Annotated in this window: 17 protein-coding genes and 1 other annotated feature; of the genes, 7 read left to right on the top strand and 10 right to left on the bottom strand. The window is 37.6% G+C overall.

Annotated features, from left to right (window positions below; translation table 11 throughout):
• The first annotated feature begins 201 nt into the window (after window positions 1–201).
• The 3 genes from ABH966_RS18575 to ABH966_RS18565 all read left to right on the top strand — a co-directional run bounded on the left by ABH966_RS18575 (window position 202) and on the right by ABH966_RS18565 (window position 2,723).
• Window positions 202–1,401 carry an MBL fold metallo-hydrolase gene (locus tag ABH966_RS18575; RefSeq protein ID WP_370080947.1) on the top strand — a complete coding sequence of 400 codons (1,200 nt, stop codon included), beginning with the start codon at window positions 202–204 and terminating at the stop codon, window positions 1,399–1,401.
• Window positions 1,388–1,636, top strand: a complete 249-nt coding sequence (locus ABH966_RS18570; RefSeq protein ID WP_370080945.1) for a DUF3006 domain-containing protein — start codon at window positions 1,388–1,390, stop codon at window positions 1,634–1,636. The genes ABH966_RS18575 and ABH966_RS18570 overlap by 14 nt, the downstream gene beginning before the upstream one ends.
• A 298-nt stretch (window positions 1,637–1,934) precedes the next feature.
• Window positions 1,935–2,723, top strand: coding sequence for an HAD family hydrolase (locus ABH966_RS18565; protein ID WP_370080943.1), 789 nt, complete (start codon window positions 1,935–1,937; stop codon window positions 2,721–2,723).
• 287 nt (window positions 2,724–3,010) lie between these two features.
• Here ABH966_RS18565 and ABH966_RS18560 read toward each other — a convergent pair whose 3' ends face one another.
• The 8 genes from ABH966_RS18560 to serA all read right to left on the bottom strand — a co-directional run bounded on the left by ABH966_RS18560 (window position 3,011) and on the right by serA (window position 10,879).
• Window positions 3,011–3,943, bottom strand: coding sequence for a hypothetical protein (locus ABH966_RS18560; protein ID WP_370080941.1), 933 nt, complete (start codon window positions 3,941–3,943; stop codon window positions 3,011–3,013).
• Complete coding sequence (locus ABH966_RS18555) at window positions 3,930–4,427, bottom strand: RNA polymerase sigma factor (protein ID WP_370080939.1); 498 nt, start codon at window positions 4,425–4,427, stop codon at window positions 3,930–3,932. The genes ABH966_RS18560 and ABH966_RS18555 overlap by 14 nt, the downstream gene beginning before the upstream one ends.
• Before the next feature lie 146 nt (window positions 4,428–4,573).
• Window positions 4,574–5,704, bottom strand: coding sequence for an ABC transporter permease (locus ABH966_RS18550; RefSeq protein ID WP_370080937.1), 1,131 nt, complete (start codon window positions 5,702–5,704; stop codon window positions 4,574–4,576).
• 1 nt (window position 5,705) lies between these two features.
• Window positions 5,706–6,941 carry an ABC-2 transporter permease gene (locus ABH966_RS18545; RefSeq protein WP_370080935.1) on the bottom strand — a complete coding sequence of 412 codons (1,236 nt, stop codon included), beginning with the start codon at window positions 6,939–6,941 and terminating at the stop codon, window positions 5,706–5,708.
• Window positions 6,938–7,819: an ABC transporter ATP-binding protein gene (locus tag ABH966_RS18540; protein ID WP_370080933.1), complete on the bottom strand. Its 882-nt coding sequence runs from the start codon at window positions 7,817–7,819 to the stop codon at window positions 6,938–6,940. Before ABH966_RS18540 ends, ABH966_RS18545 begins: the two co-directional genes overlap by 4 nt.
• The gene (locus ABH966_RS18535) at window positions 7,813–8,571 is read right to left on the bottom strand and encodes a hypothetical protein (protein ID WP_370080931.1); all 759 of its coding nucleotides are present in this window, start codon (window positions 8,569–8,571) and stop codon (window positions 7,813–7,815) included. The genes ABH966_RS18540 and ABH966_RS18535 overlap by 7 nt, the downstream gene beginning before the upstream one ends.
• Window positions 8,531–9,118: an RNA polymerase sigma factor gene (locus ABH966_RS18530; RefSeq protein ID WP_370080929.1), complete on the bottom strand. Its 588-nt coding sequence runs from the start codon at window positions 9,116–9,118 to the stop codon at window positions 8,531–8,533. The genes ABH966_RS18535 and ABH966_RS18530 overlap by 41 nt, the downstream gene beginning before the upstream one ends.
• Before the next feature lie 153 nt (window positions 9,119–9,271).
• Complete coding sequence (gene serA / locus ABH966_RS18525) at window positions 9,272–10,879, bottom strand: phosphoglycerate dehydrogenase (protein WP_370080927.1); 1,608 nt, start codon at window positions 10,877–10,879, stop codon at window positions 9,272–9,274.
• Between the two features lie 162 nt (window positions 10,880–11,041).
• Window positions 11,042–11,280: a binding site (T-box leader), on the bottom strand.
• Window positions 11,281–11,687: 407 nt separating this feature from the next.
• Here serA and ABH966_RS18520 point away from each other — a divergent pair.
• Both ABH966_RS18520 and ABH966_RS18515 read left to right on the top strand, forming a co-directional pair.
• Complete coding sequence (locus ABH966_RS18520; protein WP_370080925.1) at window positions 11,688–13,340, top strand: FAD-binding dehydrogenase; 1,653 nt, start codon at window positions 11,688–11,690, stop codon at window positions 13,338–13,340.
• Between the two features lie 182 nt (window positions 13,341–13,522).
• Window positions 13,523–13,720, top strand: a complete 198-nt coding sequence (locus ABH966_RS18515) for a hypothetical protein (RefSeq protein WP_370080923.1) — start codon at window positions 13,523–13,525, stop codon at window positions 13,718–13,720.
• A gap of 61 nt (window positions 13,721–13,781) precedes the next feature.
• Here the strand turns inward: ABH966_RS18515 and trhO are convergent, their stop codons facing one another.
• Window positions 13,782–14,753 carry an oxygen-dependent tRNA uridine(34) hydroxylase TrhO gene (gene trhO, locus ABH966_RS18510; protein WP_370080921.1) on the bottom strand — a complete coding sequence of 324 codons (972 nt, stop codon included), beginning with the start codon at window positions 14,751–14,753 and terminating at the stop codon, window positions 13,782–13,784.
• Window positions 14,754–14,890: 137 nt separating this feature from the next.
• On the opposite strand from trhO, the gene ABH966_RS18505 reads away from it, so the two are divergent.
• Entirely contained in the window at window positions 14,891–15,673 is a 783-nt protein-coding gene (locus tag ABH966_RS18505; RefSeq protein ID WP_370080919.1) for an enoyl-CoA hydratase, read from the top strand.
• 154 nt (window positions 15,674–15,827) lie between these two features.
• Here ABH966_RS18505 and ABH966_RS18500 read toward each other — a convergent pair whose 3' ends face one another.
• Window positions 15,828–16,013 (bottom strand): YhzD family protein, encoded by a 186-nt coding sequence (locus ABH966_RS18500; RefSeq protein ID WP_370080917.1) that lies wholly within the window; start codon window positions 16,011–16,013, stop codon window positions 15,828–15,830.
• Window positions 16,014–16,362: 349 nt separating this feature from the next.
• Here ABH966_RS18500 and ABH966_RS18495 point away from each other — a divergent pair, with 349 nt between their 5' ends.
• Window positions 16,363–17,577, top strand: coding sequence for a metallophosphoesterase family protein (locus tag ABH966_RS18495; RefSeq protein WP_370080915.1), 1,215 nt, complete (start codon window positions 16,363–16,365; stop codon window positions 17,575–17,577).
• The last annotated feature ends 3 nt before the right edge of the window (window positions 17,578–17,580 follow it).

The raw sequence follows: 17,580 nt of genomic DNA, 5'->3' as shown, positions 1-17,580 counted from the left end.
CGACAGATATAGAAATCTCCCATCTCTTTAGGTGGTGAGATGAATCAGATTTTAAATTAATTTTCAGCGGGTATCTCAATGTGCAAGTACAAAACCGAATCTGAACGCAATTGTGCCGAGGCATAATTGATTAGACATAGAGAGCAGCCCATGGGTAGCTCTCTTTTTTGTATAATAGAAAAATAGAAAGGAAGTTAGTAAATGAAAAAATTAATAGTAGTGCTCCTTTGTATTTTTTTATTAGCAGGCTGTACGGAGACATTAAATACGGAGAAAGTATCCGTCACTGCAGGACATGAAATGCGTGTACATTTTATTGATGTAGGACAAGGAGATTCGATTTTTATTGAATCACCAAACGGCAAGACAATGCTTGTTGATGGGGGCGTTAAAGGTGCTGGTCAAAAGGTTGTTTCTTATTTGAAGGAGCTTGGCGTGAACAAGCTCGATATAGTGGTCGCTACCCATCCTGATGCAGACCATATTGGTGGTTTAATTCCTGTGTTAAATTCGATAGATATCGGACAATTTTATGATTCAGGGAAGGTACATACATCTCAAACCTTTGAAGAGATGCTGACACTTATTGATACGAAGAATATTCCTTATAATGTTCCAAAAACAGGTGATAGTATAGCGTTTGATGATGATATTAATGTGAAGGTGTTAAACGCCAATGAAAATGCAACAGATAATAATGATGCTTCCATTGTCTTAAAGCTTGCTTATGGTAATGTATCATTTTTATTAACAGCCGACGCGGGAGTAGCGTTAGAAAAAGAGATGATGCAGGGCGATGTGAAAGCAACGATCTTAAAGGCAGGTCATCATGGCTCTAACACGAGTAGCTCTGCGGAGTTCATTCAGAAAGTACATCCTGAAGTGACAATTTTAAGCTATGGAGAGGGCAATAAGTACGGTCATCCTCATGCTGAAGTAGTTGAGCGATTACAAGCAATTGGCAGTGAAATTTACTCTACTGCAGAAGCGGGAACTGTTATCGTATCAACAGATGGGGTAGACTATGACGTGAATTCGAAGGAATGGTCTCCACCAAGTGTCTCAACACCACAAACAAGTGCCTCAGCACCAGCAACAACTAGTACAAGTGTTGAGATTGTTAGTAAGGACTTAATAGAAGAAGTTGTAGGCATTAAAAATAATGGTAAAGAAGCAGTGTCCTTAAAAGATTGGCAGCTTATATCGATTGAAGGGAATCAAGTTTTTAACTTTCCCAATGTGACATTGCAGCCAGGGAAAACGATTTATGTCACAAGTGGCTCAAATGCACGAGACGGTCAAAACTATTTAAAATGGACAAAGAAACAGATTTGGCTGAATGATGGGGATGCTGCGCAATTACGTAATGCGAAAGGGGATATCGTTAGTGAACTCGACTAAATACACCTTAGACCGTATTGAAGATGGATATGCAGTTTTTTTGAAGTACCCAGAGGAAGAGGAACAGTTAATCATTTTACAGTCTGCCATGAATAAACCAGTACAGGTTGGTGATCGCGTGCTAATTGAAGAAATTGATGGCATCTATCAAATTGAAATTTTAAAAGAAGAAACTGAGCAGAAAAGGGCCGAAATACAAAGCTTAATGGATAGATTACGTAAGAAAAATCAATAGTTATAGAATGAAGAATAGGCTAGGATTAGGCTAATCAATAAAAGTGGCGGATGGCATTTGTTAAAATGGATACCATGTAATATGTTGATTGGAGTGGAGGCTGGGCGACTCCTTGGGGCTCATCGGACGCCCCCAGGAAGCTCTGCTCTGCGCGAAAGCGAAGCGACAGCAACAAAGTGCCCAGCCGCAACGGAAATCAACCGTACGTTATGGGATGAGAAAAGCCTAAAACGCTATGCTAAATATTTTGAATATATGCTAAAATAATTATACTAATAGGAAGCTAGGAGCTGACACAATGTCAATTAACACAATTATTTTTGATTTAGACGATACGCTATTATGGGATAAAAAATCCGTCAAAACAGCATTTGAGAAAACGTGTGAATATGCAGCAACTATACATAATGTAAATCCAGCTGAGCTAGAGGAATCTGTGCGTAAAGAAGCACGTGTACTTTACGAAGGCTATGAAACATATGATTATACGGTGTTAATCGGCATTAACCCATTCGAAGGACTTTGGGGAACATTTGATGATCCAACAGATTCTTTCCAAAAAATGAAAAATATCGTACCAGGCTATCGTACAGAAGCATGGACAAAAGGTTTAGCAGCTCTTGGCATTGATGATGCACAACTAGGGGCGGAGCTAGGGGAGCGCTTTGTCGCAGAGCGAAAAGTATCACCATTCTTATATGAAGATACTTTTGATGTGCTAGATAAGCTGAAAGGAAAGTATCAACTCGTATTACTGACAAATGGAGCACCAAGTTTACAAAATTTAAAGCTAGAAATAACACCAGAAATCGCGCCATATTTTGACCATATTATCATCTCTGGAGACTTTGGTAAAGGGAAACCAGATGCCTCTATTTTCGAACATGTAATGGAGAAAGCAGGTATTACTGCAGATGATGCAATCATGGTTGGAGATAACTTAAATACTGATATTTTAGGCTCATCCCGTGTTGGTATGCGCAACGTTTGGATAAATCGTGAAAATAATGTACCGAATGGCGTTGTCACTCCAACATATGAGGTTGATTCTTTAACTGCATTATTAGAACTTGTAAATAAGCTATAAGCAAAAATGTACTGATTCATCAAAGGATCAGTACATTTTTTGCTTGTCGGACAAAAGTTACTACGGTCCAATGGGGCTTTTAGCGCAAGCTCATCCCGCAGAAGTCGCCACTCTCTGGCATAGGGCGTGAAGGCGGTCACCATAGCTTAGAATTCTTCACGGAAGCGAAAAATATTTGTATAGCGTTGAAGTGAGGGCTAGCGTTGGCCTGATTCGGAGGTGGTATCTCAGAAATGTTCTGGGATACTTTTTTTGTGAAAAAAGCTGTCCAATAACTTATTGAACAGCTAGTAGTGTATATAATATGCAAGATATAGCAATGAAAAAGCTAATGCAATACATAGTTGAACAACGGCACTTGCTACTAGGTAACCTCGAGGCTCACCTGCTTTTTTACGATAATAAATTTGCATAATAGAGTAGAGCGTAAATAAGCCATATATAATCGTAGTGTGTATGGAATGCATTAGTAAATAGATAGCAAATAAAATACCTGCAAACAAGACTAGCATAATAGCGTTGGCTATTGCATGTTCAACTGTAGCCGCAACAAAACGTCGTTCAATATGAGGCATTCTTTTTTTTGCAAGCCATAGTGTGAAATGCATAAGCAAGACAAAGATATTTCCAAAAATAATCTTGATTGAACGTTTATCATCATAGTAGTATTCAAATGAATTAAATGCATTGTCGAATTGAATTGCTTGTTTTGTTACGACATTAAAGAAAGTATCATTATTAAGCACCTTCCATTTCTCTTGAGTTCCATCAGAATAGACAATCAACACATCTTGAGGTTTAAAGTAACCATTAGCTTCCCACTGTTGAGCTGTTACTGCAACGGAAGGTGCATGTCCCATTTGTTCTTGTAGCTGACTTAAAAGTTGCTTATTTGTATAGCATTCCTGAGGTACATAAAGGCATGAAGCTTTTGCAATAAAAGTTTCTTTGTTTTCATTACTGTGTACATAGACTTTAGCAATTGTTTTGTTTGTATCTGTTGTCAGTAGAGAGTTAGCCGGTCCTTGGATAAAGGACAACATTAAAATAGAAAGAACTGTGATAAATAGCAAGGACACTGCAGGAATTTTCCAAGACTTTTTAATTGGTCGTTTTTCTATTGTAGTAGGTGTAGTAATATTGTGCAGTATTTTTTCCTGCTGCTGCTTAGTTAATTTGAGATCGCGTAAATGTTGCCAGGATTCCTCATTGTTCTTCATCAAATTCACCTCCAAGCTGCTTTTTCAATGCGACAAGTGCACGTTTTAATGTGTTTTTTACTTTTCCTTCATTCCAGCCTAGAACATCACAAGTTTCCTGAATGGATAAACCCTCGATTTTACGTAAAATAATGACATCTCGATAGGTGAGCTTAAGTCTACTAATTGCAAGATAAAGTGACTTTGCATCTTCTTGCTGGATGAGCCATTGGTGTGGTGAAGTTAGCTCAAGTTCTTCATGGACGTTTAAAAATGGTACAAATTGAATAAGTCTTTTCCGGCGGTAATGATCGTAAGCTAGATTACGTGCAGTACTCCTAAGCCAAGCGAGCTCTGCATCTTCTTTGATTGTCTGCTGATATTTTAAATAGCGGGCAAATGTCTCTTGTGTGAAATCCTCCGCTAATTTCTCATCATTGAGTAAGTAATATAGGTATTTAAAAATAGTTTGATTATGTAAGTAAAACAGCTCTTCAATCGTCAAAATGTGCACCTCCTTTCTCTTAAAGACGAGTGACTTTCTGAAAAGTATCATTTTACCAAAAAATAAAAAAAACGTACTTGCCGTAAATGGCAAAGTACGCTATTTTTATTTTGCATTAAAATTCAGCAGTAGCAAAGTAGCAAGGTTTATACAATATCTTTACGTGATTCACGTCGCCAAGCATAAAATGTAAGTATTATTGTAAGACCGATGAGGAAAATGTATCCTATCGGTGTTAACCACTTTGGATGCCAAATCGAAATGATGTCTGAAATCATATAATTCGTGACACCAGCAATCATGCCGAACATAACAATAATCTGAATACCAATCAATGCAATTGTATTACGAGCAAATGTTGAAATTGCCATCGATAATATACCTAAGAATACAGCTGCTATAAAGATTGCCACGATTGATAAAATGATATATTGGAAAAACGTCATATCGTACCAGTAATAGTCCCAGCAAAATGAAGACAATGGTAAGTCGAAATGGGAAGAAGTGTTATTTGTTGCATACATAGTTAAATAAATAATCATTAATACAATTGTTATAAACACTGCACTGACGAGCCCTGCAAGCCATTTTATCCAAAATATTCTTCGTCCTTTTTTCGATGTATATTGCAATGGAATAATAGATGTTACCTTGTCCCTAAGATAAATAGGAGATAGCAGAATTGAGATGCTGAATAAGATAATAATAGATAAATTTTGTGCAATTCTCTGGAAATTGTCTAATACAATGTTAGAGTATATCGTATGCTTTCTGTCATTCAATAACTGCTTAAAGCGCTGCTGATGTGCCCCGGATGTGCGTTCCATTTCTGCTTGAAGTGATATTTCATGGTGTTGGTAACTTTCAATTAAACGTTCCCATGCTTGCAGTACCCATGGAAAATCCTCTTCGCTGTGAAAAGTAATAGCATTAAAATACTCTGACTGCTGTTCATTCTCCGGATCACTAAATGCTTCATATGTTGTAATACCTAACGCCACAGCTTTCGGATCATGTTCTAAAAATGTATCTGCCTTCTTTTTCTCCTGCTCGTACATGGCTACTATTTCTTTATATTCTTTTTCGTCTATTTCTGCCCCATACTTTGGAATCAGTTGCTGCTCAATCGCAAATGTATCTCCCGCAGGACGACCATTGGGAAAGTAGGTTATATTAAACTCAAACACTAGCCAATAGAGAAGTACATTCACAAATACAATTAACGCTACAATCTTCCACGAAAATATTTTCCTCATTTCCATCCAAAATAGCTGCATATTACACAATATCCTTTCTATTAAATCGTCTGAGTACGTATGTTACACAAAGTAAACTAATGAGACACCATAAAACTAAAGTCCAAACCTCATGATATTCAAACATCATCAAATTGGACACACCTGAAAAATACATATGGGGATTGAGTAAAAGTAGTGTTAAATTAAAATGCATAAGTAGCAATAACGTAGGCATACCACTGAAGAACATAGGTACAACAAACATACTCACAAGAATTAATATACAGAGTATCCAAGAGAGATAACTATTTCTTAAAAATGTACTTATGCAAAATGTAAGGAGCGAGATAATAAGTAAAGTGATAACAAGTATAGTAATTGTTAATAATAAATACTTCCAGAGCTCAATTGGCCACCATGTTATATGTGGCCACGTATATTCCCAGTTCAAGCCACTGGTAATAGGTGCTGTCCAAACGCCAGAATAATCATATACCATGAAAAAGGTTATTAATGATATTCCGAACAGCGGCAATAAGGTAAGGAGAGTCGTTAAAAGGCTTGCTATTAGTTTATGCCGCATCAATAGACGTCCTTTTTTCGTTGCGTATGTTACAAGCTGTGTTCGATGTTCAAATTCAAAATTTGTAATAAGAGCTGTGAGAAGTACGACTAGTATTACACCTTCCATAGCGATTTTCTTTATAAGATTTTTAAATAATTCACTATGCATTCGATAGTCACTTGCAAAAAACCACTTATTATATTCTTTAGTTTCCTTCATTTCTGTGAAGCGATTATTTAATTTATCGAATTCCCTCGATACAAAGCCAGCCGCCCAGTTTGTTAAGCCGAAATCAGCAATTGTTCCTTCCTTTAGTGTCTCGATATTAAGCTTAGCGTAACGTTCATCTAAACTCTTTCCAAGATTAATATATAATTGCATCAAATGTATTCGATCAATTTCATGTTGCTCAGCTAAAGTAGAATTTTGATATTTTTCATCATTCATGGAATTGATAAAAACATTGGCATCTTGAAACTGTGGATTACGTTTTTTAACATCTGCATTCAAGTCTTTCTGCATTTTACTCAAGATTTCATCATTAAAGGTTTCACCGTACTTTTTAATAATGTCATTTGCTATTTTTAATTCGTCTCTTACATAGGAATTACTAATAATCGTGAAAATATTAAAAATAGAAAACAACACGAGTAGTATTAAAATGGTTGGTGAAAATAATGCTTTTTTCATTTCAAGCCAAGTAATATTCATGTGTTACCACCACTTGTATTTTCATGTGCATATTCCACTAGAAATACATCCTCGAGCTGTGGTTCAACTGACTTCCAGAATGATTCTGCTTTTTCATCAGCGACAAAGCGTACAATCATCTTTCCTTGCTCTTGCTTTTCTGCCAGTGTCACATAACTTTTACGGAATTCGGTAAAGTCCTCATACGTCATTGTTGTTTCAAACACTTTTCCTGAGAGTGTTGCGCAAATATTAGCAACAGAATCTTTATAAGAAATGACGTTGTTTTTTATCATGATAATTTCATTCGCAATAGATTCGATGTCTGATACAATATGGGTCGAAATGATAATAATTCGGTTACGCGCAAGCTCTGACAACAAATGTCTAAAGCGAGCACGTTCCTTTGGGTCAAGCCCTGCTGTTGGTTCATCAAGCACTATTATTTTGGGATCACTTAAAAGTGCCTGTGCAATGCCAACCCGTTGAATCATCCCACCTGAAAATTTTCGCATTTTTTTATTCTTCACATCACTAAGTGCTACCATATCGAGTACTTCATCAATTCGACTGGCTACGGTTTGCTTGTCCATCCCTTTTAATGCTGCCAAATAACTTAAATATTGCTTTGGTGTAGAATGTTTGTAATAACCAAAATGCTGAGGTAAATAGCCAACATGCTCACGATATGATTGACCAAGCATTTGAATAGGTTGTCCTTGATAAAAAATGTCGCCAGTTGTTGGACTAATCAATGTTACAAGCATTTTGATAAGAGTTGTCTTACCAGCCCCATTTGGAGCGAGTAAACCGTATATACCATTGTCAAACTGTAAATTTATATTATGCAATGCTGTAAAATCCCCGTACTTTTTTCCTACATCTTGTACGACTAACATTCAAAAACTCCCTCCTGATTTTTTGTCATTAAACGTTTAAATGAATAAAGGTATAGTGCTAGTACTCCAATAAGTAAGACACTGTACACTGCAATCGGTAAGTTGTCTAAAATTCGTGCATACTGTTGACCTACTGTTAAAAGTAAAAGTGTATTTCCTAATATCCAAGCTATGATAAATACCAAGCTTCGATTGAAGACCTGTCCATTGTAAAGTGATAATAGTAAGCCTGTTGAGAATAGAAATAACCCTGTTAAAGATAGAAGTAACAGTCGGAATATATCAATCTCCACCTTAAATGATAAGATTAAGATAAATGACATATTAACTAAAATAGCTATTCCACTAAAGAAAAGCATGCGGCATACGAGTAACTGAAAGACCGTATACTTCATCGTCATTTCTAATTCAAACGTATTATTCGACCGTTTTTGATAATATGCATATGCTGTTAAGCTTAGGAAAACAAGTGGTGAGAGCATAAAGAACATACCATTCAACATAAAAGACTCCGTTGCTATGTCATCAGCTATTAGCCATATATAGCCGAAGATCATTAACGTTATAAGTCCGCTAAACAATGCCTCACCATAGCTAAGGAAAACATATTTCCAGCCAATTTGACGCTTTAAGTCAAGCAATAAATGTATGAAGGTTTGTTTTACTGGTAGCCCTTGCTTGATAATAGAAGCAACTTGCTGTTCAATCTCTTCATCTGTTGGATACGGAATTGTCCATTTTTTGTTTTCCATTTAAGTTAGCCTCCATTTCCTCTCTAAGTTTTTTTAACACTGCATAATATCTTGTCTTGACCGTCGATTCTGACAAATTCAAAAGCCCTGCAATCTCTTGAAAAGTCAGCTCTAAAAACAGTTTGTAACGAAGAATTTGCTGGGTCTGTACTTCATACTTATAAAGTAAAAGATTTACTTCCTCTAAATCTTCCTTTTTAATAAGGTAATTTACTATATCTACTGCATCGATAAGTTCAAGATCCTCTACATAGTTTGTTAGCTGGCCAGCTTGATACGATTTCGAGCGAAAATAATCGATGCAATGATTGGAAGCTATACGATAAAGCCATGTGCGAAAAGCGGCTTTCTTCTTATTAAAGTTAGTAATAGCCTGCAGCATGCGTATGAAAATTTCCTGTGTCAAATCTAAAGCTAATTGTTCGTCCAAAACTTGCTTATAAACAAATGAGAAAATTTCTTTATAATATTTTTTAACAAGTAAATTAGCACTCTCTTCATGAGCTGATTGCTGCACACGCCTTATCCATCGGCTTTCAAAATCCATCCATTATCACATCACTTTCATCGCCTCATTTATATATTCGTAAAGTTCTTTTAAATAGTTTTGATTTTTATAAAATTTTTTTGCGAGGTGAATAAAAAATGACCTGAGCTGTTGAACTCAGGTCATTTAATACAATATATTAAATTATCAATATTATAGGTTAATCGCTTTTACTTCATCAATATTTTCAAGCTTTGCAACGAATGTTAGATCTTCTTCTGTTACAGTATTGTCAATTGTTAGCATCATGACAGCCGTACCGCCAACTTGTGCACGACCAACTTGCATTGTTGCGATGTTCACATCTTTTTCTGCTAGCTTTGTTGCTACACGGCCGATCGCACCTGGTTTGTCAGTATTTTTAATGTAAAGAAGGTGACCTTGTGGAATAACGTCAACAACATAGTCTTCAACTTTAACAATACGTGCACCTAAACCATTTAATAATGTACCAGCAACTGTGTGTGTTTCGTTCACTGTTTTAATTTCAATTGTAATTAAGCTAGTGAAGCCTTTAGCAGTTGTAGTTTTATGCTCATTAATTTTCATACCGATACGTTCAGATAAGTAGCGAGCATTTACGTCATTCACATGATTACCGTGGTTTTTAGCTAATAAGCCTTTTAAAGCGTTTGACGTTAATGGACGTACATCATAATTTGCTACTTCACCAGCATAAGATAAGTTGATTTCTTTTACAGGCTCAGTTGTAAGTTGAGATAAGAATGAACCTAGTTTTTCAGCTAATTCAAAGAAAGGCTCGACTTGTGCAAGTAACTCTTTTGGAATAGATGGCATGTTTACTGGGTTAGTTACAGTACCTGTTTTATAGAATTTAATGATGTCGTTTGAAACGTCCACAGCTACAGACTCTTGTGCTTCAATTGTAGATGCACCTAAGTGAGGTGTTGCGATTACTTGTGGTAAAGTAAGTAGCTTGTGATCTGTTGCTGGCTCAGATACGAATACGTCAAGAGCAGCACCTGCTACTTTACCTTCTACGATTGCATCGTATAAATCATCCTCATTGATAATACCGCCACGTGCACAGTTGATGATTCGCACGCCGTCTTTCATCATAGCGAATTTTTCTTTGTTAATAAGGTTGCGTGTTTCAGGAAGAAGTGGTGTGTGTACTGTAATGAAATCTGCAGCTGCACAAATTTCTTCAACTGTTGATTTTGTTACCCCTAACTCTTTAGCGCGTTCATCTGTTAGGAATGGATCGTATGCCATAACGTTCATGCGTTGACCTTTTGCACGATAAGCAACTTCAACACCGATACGACCGAAGCCTACAACACCTAGCGTTTTATTTTTAAGCTCAACCCCAACATAAGATTTACGATCCCATTTACCGTTTTTAAGTGTATTGAATGCTTGTGGGATGTGACGAGCAAGTGAAGTCATCATGGCAATAGTGTGCTCAGCAGCAGAGTTCGTGTTACCGTCTGGTGCATTCACGACGATAATGCCATGTTCAGTTGCAGCAGTTAGATCAATGTTGTCTACACCTACTCCAGCACGACCGATAAGTTTTAAGTTTTTAGCCGCTTCAATTACTTCACGTGTTACCGTTGTTTGAGAACGTACTAGTAAAACATCTACATCCGCAATTTTTGCGATTAATTCTTCAGGTGCAAGACCAGTATCAACAATGATATTTAAGTCTAAATCTTGTTCTTGTCGTAGTGGGAAAATACCATCTTCACTTAGTGGGTCAGCGATAAATACGTTAATTGTTTTAGTTGCAGTAGTCATTTGTAATTAGCTCCTTTTAATAAAAATTTTTTAGTGTTCTTTATATACGAAACAGTCTGAAATTTGTAAAACTAAATATCTTACAGCATGCAAACAATCTCCTTTCTAGAATAAAAAACAATAAAAAAGCCTTCCGCGCCTTACAAACACAAAGATTGTGTTGTAAGGGGCGAAAGGCTGAATAAATTTGGTTCGCGGTACCACCCTTAATCACTGCTTGAAAGATTTCTAGCAGTCTTAGCTATATGCGTAACGTGCATGTGACGGATAAGCTTACTTTGGAGATGTTCGGCTTATCTATTCAGGAGTGGAACTATTATCGTAGAAATCGCTGATTTACACCAACCATCAGCTCTCTTTGGATTTTCTTGCGACTAGCATGTCTCCGTCGTTATATTTTCGTGTGATTAAATTTGTTAACATCATAATCCTTATTGTTCACCTTTGTCAACAATATTTCTGAAAAAGATTAAAAAACTTGACTTTAAAAGTCTGGAAAGTAACTAAAAACGAACTTTATTATATTTTCATTCGATTATCGTTCGTCTTTTTGGAAAGGACAATGAAAGCGCTACTGATAGATGCTAAGTCAGATTACATGGGCGTTTAACAAATATTTGAGGTCGAAAATTATACGGAAATATATTGGGATTAAATGGACTACGTGAATGGAAACTTTCTTGGTTTAGTGGAAGAAAGCGAACATTTTTTCTTGTCACAATTTCGTCAAATTTACAATGTGTAGAAGGTAAACGATCCTTTAGAGAAGAATGTAAGTAATGAAAGATTGATTTTTAGGGGGTATAGAATGATGTATGATGTAGCAATTGTCGGTGCAGGACTGGCAGGATTAGTAGCTGCCTGTGAGTTAGCGGATGCAAAGAAAAAAATTGTTTTAGTAGATCAAGAACCTGAAAATTCAATGGGAGGACAGGCATTCTGGTCCTTTGGCGGTATATTTTTAGTAAATTCACCAGAGCAAAGAAGGCTTGGTATTAAGGATAGTAAAGAACTTGCATGGCAAGATTGGCAAGGAACGGCTGGCTTTGATCGCTTGGAGGATGAAGATTCGTGGGCGTATAAATGGGCCAAGGCTTATGTAGATTTTGCAGCTGGTGAAAAATATAGTTGGTTAAAGTCTATAGGTATTAAGTTTTTCCCTGTCGTCGGTTGGGCAGAACGTGGTGGATCATTAGCAGGCGGCCACGGAAATTCAGTTCCTAGATTTCATATTGTTTGGGGAACTGGACCAGGCATTGTAAAGCCTTTTGCTGAAAAAGTGAAAAAGGCCATAAAGGATGGATATATAGATTTTAAACCAAGACATCGTGTAGATGAGTTTATTCAACAAGATGGCAGGATTACAGGGATTAGTGGAACTGTGTTGGCTGAAAGCTATGCAATTCGCGGTGAAAAAAGCTCTAGGCTAGGGATTGGCGAATTTTCTTATGAAGCGGGAGCGGTTATTGTGGCGAGCGGTGGGATAGGGGCAAATTTTGATTTAATCAGAAAAAATTGGCCTGCTCGACTTGGTACACCACCAAAAAATATGGTCAGTGGTGTCCCTGCTTATGTAGATGGCAGAATGTTAGAAATTACTGAGCATGCGGGGGGACGTATCGTTAATCGAGACCGCATGTGGCATTATACAGAAGGCTTGAAAAATTGGGACCCTATTTGGCCAAATCATGGCATTCGAATTTTGCCTGGCCCTTCATCATTATGGTTTGATGCAGAAGGCAATCGATTTGGAGCACCAAATTTTCCGGGTTTCGATACGTTAAGCACATTAGAGGCAATTCAAAAAACAGGTTATGATTATTCGTGGTTTATTTTAACTGAAAAAATTATTGAAAAAGAATTTGCATTATCAGGCTCTGAACAAAATCCTGATTTAACAAATAAAAGTATTAGTGATGTTCTGAAACGTGTTTTGCCAGGAGCACCGGGTCCAATTCAGGCATTTAAAAATCATGGTGAGGATTTTGTGATTGCTAATGATTTAAAAGAGTTAATTGAAGGGATGAACAAGTTGGCTGGCAATGATCTTCTTGATTTTATCAAAATAAAAGAACAAATTTTAGCAAGGGATCGTGAAATGGACAATAAATTTACAAAGGACTTACAGGTTAATGCTATTCATGGCGCAAGAAACTATGTTGGTGATAAATTTGTGCGCGTTGCGAAGCCCCATAAAATATTAGATCCCCACAATTGGCCACTTATTGCGGTACGTTTAAATATTTTAACGCGTAAAACATTAGGAGGCTTACAGACAAATTTGAATGGTGCAGTGTTAGGAATTGATAGTCAGCCTATACCGGGTTTATTTGCAGCTGGGGAAGTTAGTGGTTTTGGCGGTGGCGGTGTACACGGTTACCGTGCTTTAGAAGGGACATTTGTTGGTGGTTGTTTATTTAGTGGCAGACAGGTAGGGCGTTACTTGGCTAGAGAGGAATGAAGACAAATTTAAGTGAGATTTAGCAAGCTCTAGAGAGAGGGAAATGCTCGCTTAAATGTACGATTACTCAGGCGAAAAAGAGTACTTCTCTCATCGAACGTGGGGTTGATTTCCGTTCCGGCTGGGCGCTTTGCCGCTGACGCTTCGCTTTCGCGCAGAGCAGAGCTTCCTGGGGGCGTCCGATGAGCCGCTTCACTCGCGTTGCTCGCTCCAGGGTCTCGGGCCAACAGGATGTTGGTCACGAAGGCGTTATCACAGGACGTGATGGTTTTAGCCTTCGTTCCTCTAAATCGCTGATCCCCAAGGAGTCGCCCAGCCTCCACTCCAATCAACTATGTTTAAAAATGCTATCTCCAATTTTCGATGATGATCCAGTGTAAAATATTAAAATATTTTGGGATATGAAAGAGCATCACCGCAAATGGATGATGCTCCTTTTACTTATAAAGAAGGATTTTGAACTTCAGCGATTTTCGCGATTTGTTCCTCAATCTGCTCTTTTGTCCAACCATTCTCTTCAACAAAGAAGTTGCGTTCTGCGCGGCGGCATTCGTCTGAACAGCTACGCATATAGAAAGCCTCATGCTTTTCCTCGCAAAGCATTAATTTATGGCATTCAGGGTTTGCGCAGTTTGTATAACGTTCTGTCGGTTCACCAGTGAAAAAATCCTTGCCGACAATCACATGTTCCACCTGATTAATCGGTACACTACGACGTCGATCAAAGACAAACATTTGTCCATCCCATAGTTGACCTTTTACTTCAGGGTCTTTGGCATACGTGGCAATTCCACCGTGTAACTGACCAACACTTTCTCCATAGCCTTCACGTTTTAACCAGCCAGAGAATTTTTCGCAGCGAATACCACCTGTGCAGTAAGTTAAAATTTTCTTATCAGCAAAATCTTCTTTATGAGCCTCCATCCAAGCTGGTAGATCACGGAAGTTTTCAATATCTGGACGCACCGCACCACGGAAATGTCCGAGGTCATATTCATAATCATTACGAGCATCAATAACTACCGTATTATCCTCCTGCATACGTTCCATAAATTCCTTTGGAGATAAATAATCACCTGTTATTTCTAAAGGATTGATATCATCGTTCAAACCAAGGTGTACAACCTCTTTACGAGGGCGCACATGCATTTTTTTAAAGGCATGCCCTTCGACTTCATCAATTTTCCACATAATATCGCTAAAACGAGGGTCTGCCTTCATATGATTCATGTAAGCATCAGTTTGCTCGACTGTACCTGAAACCGTTCCATTAATGCCCTCATATCCAACTAAAATACGACCAAGAAGCCCGATTTCTTTACAAACTGCTAAATGTTCCTCTGCGAATGCTACAGGGTCTTCAATAGCTATATATTTATAATAAAGTAATACACGATAGTCTTTCTGTGTCACAATTATTAACCACCTTTAAATCAATATTCGTCCTTAAATATAGCATATCAAGTGCTATTTTGCGTAGGAGAGAAGGAGTTTTCTAAAAAAACACGAATAGTTATAGTGAATGACTATTCATATTTGGGGGTGTTGGGATGGAATTTTCAACAATTACATTAGAAAAATTAGATCGCCGCGCAACATTAACATTAAATCGACCACATGCCATGAACGCCATGGATGATGTAATGATGCGTGAACTAGCAGAATGCTTTGAAGCGCTACATCAAGAGCAAGAAATACAAGTTCTCGTTATTCGCGGGGAAGGAAAAGTATTTTCTGCAGGTGGCGATATTAAAGCGATGCTAGATTCAAATAAGCCACTTGAAATAAATGATGCAATGGTTTATTTAACACGTATTGTCAAGGCATATTATCAGCTACCAATGATCGTCATTGCGGCAGTTCATGGAGCGTCAGCTGGATTAGGCTTTAGTCTAGCGTTAGGGGCTGACATCGTTGTGGCATGTGAAAATAGTAAGCTCGCTATGAATTTCATAGGTATAGGACTCATCCCTGATGGTGGCGGTCATTTCTTTATGAAGGAACGTGTGGGTACTGTCAAAGCTAAACAAATGATTTGGGAAGGTAAGGTATTAACTGCATCGGAAGCGCATGATGAAGGGTTAATTGACTACGTTGCACCAGATGGAACTGTTTTTGCGATTACTGACCAACTAGTTGGAAAAATGCTTGCTTCTCCAATTGCCTCGATGATTACGACTAAAAAAATTCTCCATGCTCAAAATTTACCGCAATTAGAGAGTATTTTATCGATGGAAGCGGCTGGGCAAGCAGCGATGCGAAAAACGGCCGATCATTTAGAGGGAATCCATGCGTTTGTAGAGAAAAGAGCACCTGCCTTTGTAGGAAAATAAATGTGACCTCTTTCATTGGGTGTCCAAACACCCGTTGATATAGAGGAACTCAGTCTAAGAACGCCACGTCCTGTGGCAACGACTGAGTGACCAACATCATGTAGGCCTAAAAGGCACGTAGTAAGGTGTACTACGTGCCTTTTACTAGCCATTTTTAGACATGAAATAAGATTAATTTACCCGAAGAGTTAACAAGGCGATGAGTTTTGTTGGCAACACCTTTTTCTTCGATCTGCTGTAGACCGCTGATTTTTGCAGTCTCATCGTTTTCGAAAGTCCATGTTTCATCAAACAACGTTTCCCCAGTTTTTTCAAAAGCTGTAAAACGATAATTCTCCATACAAACCCCACCCTTTACTTAAATATATATCTATTATACATAGAAGATTTATAAACTTCACGGTAAAACTAGCGAAAATTTCGATAAATTATGAAAGTTGTGGAAAATTTGAGGCAATACTAATAATGAACATTCTTTGAATACATTTCTCAACTAGCGGGAAGTATGATAAAATAGAACAAATATTCGGTTTTGGCGTGATTCACGAATGTCTCATTATAGAAATGAGACAAATAGCAGTTAGTAAATTATTGAAGTAGCAATTCCGATGTACTGAATTAATTACTGCACTGCGAATGATGAAAGAATGACGACAAGGTATAGATTATTTATTACTTGAGGTGATTGGATGTCAGCAATTCGTTTTTTCCATATGGCGGATTTACATTTAGATAGTCCATTTAAGGGCTTATTTGGTTTACCAGAGCAAAATTTCAAAAAGATTCGAACAAGTACTTTTGAAGCTTTTGATAAAATTATTCAAAAAGCTATTCAGGAGAAACCTGATTTTTTACTGATTGTCGGTGATATATATGATGGTGAAAATCGTAGCCTGCAGGCACAAAGACGATTTCAAGAAGCTATGGAGAAACTCTTTCAGCATAATATCCCGGTCATTTTAAGTTATGGTAATCACGATCACTTAAATGGTGCTTGGACCCGCTTTGCTTTACCGAGCAACGTTTATGAATTACCAGCTGAAACAAGTGTTGTGCAATTAAAAATACGTGGTCAGCAAGTTAATATTTATGGCTTCAGCTATAGTGACCGTCATATAACGAAATCAATGATTGATAGTTATCCTATTGCACAGGACGAGCATGCTATTCATATTGGTATGCTTCATGGTAGTGAAGCTAGTGATACCACACATGCTGTTTATGCACCGTTCACAAAAGATCAACTTCTTGAAAAAAACTATCATTACTGGGCTTTAGGGCATATTCATAAACGACAACTTTTACATCAAAATCCACCGATTGTTTATCCAGGCAATATTCAAAGCCGACATCGGAAAGAGCAGGGGATAAAGGGCTTCTATGACGTAACCTTGTCACAAACCTCTACTGATTTGGAATTTGTACCGACATCTGCTGTTGTTTATAACACGGTAGAGATGGATTGTACGAATGTGTTTCATGCAAATGAACTCCTAAAAAAATGTGAGGAAGCACTGATGCTTAATCGTCAAGAGTATGGGGCAACTGTTGTTGAACTGCATTTGAAAAATATAGATGAACAATCACAATCTTTATTTGAACATGCTACAGTTGATGCATGGCTAGAAACAATTCGAGAAGCTGAGGATGGGATTGAACCGATGTGCTGGGTACAAAAGCTTGTGTTACATCAATCATCAGTATTGTATGAGCATACTGCTGCGACTGAATCGGTGATGAATCTAATGGAGCAATGGGACATTTCTGAATGGAAGGATATTTTAAAGGAACTATACCAACATGCTGGTGGTGCAAGACTGATCGAGCCTTTAACAGAACAGGACATTAAAAATTTAATGCACAACGCGCAAGAATTATTAGCAGAAGAAATTCAAAGGGTGTGAATA

Origin of the sequence: Lysinibacillus sp. RC46, assembly GCF_041262385.1 — a bacterium.
Classification (GTDB): domain Bacteria; phylum Bacillota; class Bacilli; order Bacillales_A; family Planococcaceae; genus Lysinibacillus.
Note: the sequence above shows the minus strand (reverse complement) of the source record. Positions and strands in the feature narration are given on the sequence as shown.

Bases quoted from the DNA above. Each gene is read 5' to 3' on its own strand.
- ABH966_RS18495 (WP_370080915.1), top strand. From the start codon at position 16,363: ATGTCAGCAATTCGTTTTTTCCATATGGCGGATTTACATTTAGATAGT.
- ABH966_RS18505 (WP_370080919.1), top strand. From the start codon at position 14,891: ATGGAATTTTCAACAATTACATTAGAAAAATTAGATCGCCGCGCAACA.
- ABH966_RS18560 (WP_370080941.1), bottom strand. From the start codon at position 3,943: ATGAAGAACAATGAGGAATCCTGGCAACATTTACGCGATCTCAAATTA.
- ABH966_RS18535 (WP_370080931.1), bottom strand. From the start codon at position 8,571: ATGGAAAACAAAAAATGGACAATTCCGTATCCAACAGATGAAGAGATT.
- ABH966_RS18550 (WP_370080937.1), bottom strand. From the start codon at position 5,704: ATGCAGCTATTTTGGATGGAAATGAGGAAAATATTTTCGTGGAAGATT.
- ABH966_RS18530 (WP_370080929.1), bottom strand. From the start codon at position 9,118: ATGGATTTTGAAAGCCGATGGATAAGGCGTGTGCAGCAATCAGCTCAT.
- ABH966_RS18545 (WP_370080935.1), bottom strand. From the start codon at position 6,941: ATGAATATTACTTGGCTTGAAATGAAAAAAGCATTATTTTCACCAACC.
- ABH966_RS18520 (WP_370080925.1), top strand. From the start codon at position 11,688: ATGATGTATGATGTAGCAATTGTCGGTGCAGGACTGGCAGGATTAGTA.
- ABH966_RS18500 (WP_370080917.1), bottom strand. From the start codon at position 16,013: ATGGAGAATTATCGTTTTACAGCTTTTGAAAAAACTGGGGAAACGTTG.
- serA (WP_370080927.1), bottom strand. From the start codon at position 10,879: ATGACTACTGCAACTAAAACAATTAACGTATTTATCGCTGACCCACTA.
- ABH966_RS18540 (WP_370080933.1), bottom strand. From the start codon at position 7,819: ATGTTAGTCGTACAAGATGTAGGAAAAAAGTACGGGGATTTTACAGCA.
- ABH966_RS18515 (WP_370080923.1), top strand. From the start codon at position 13,523: ATGAGCCGCTTCACTCGCGTTGCTCGCTCCAGGGTCTCGGGCCAACAG.
- ABH966_RS18575 (WP_370080947.1), top strand. From the start codon at position 202: ATGAAAAAATTAATAGTAGTGCTCCTTTGTATTTTTTTATTAGCAGGC.
- ABH966_RS18565 (WP_370080943.1), top strand. From the start codon at position 1,935: ATGTCAATTAACACAATTATTTTTGATTTAGACGATACGCTATTATGG.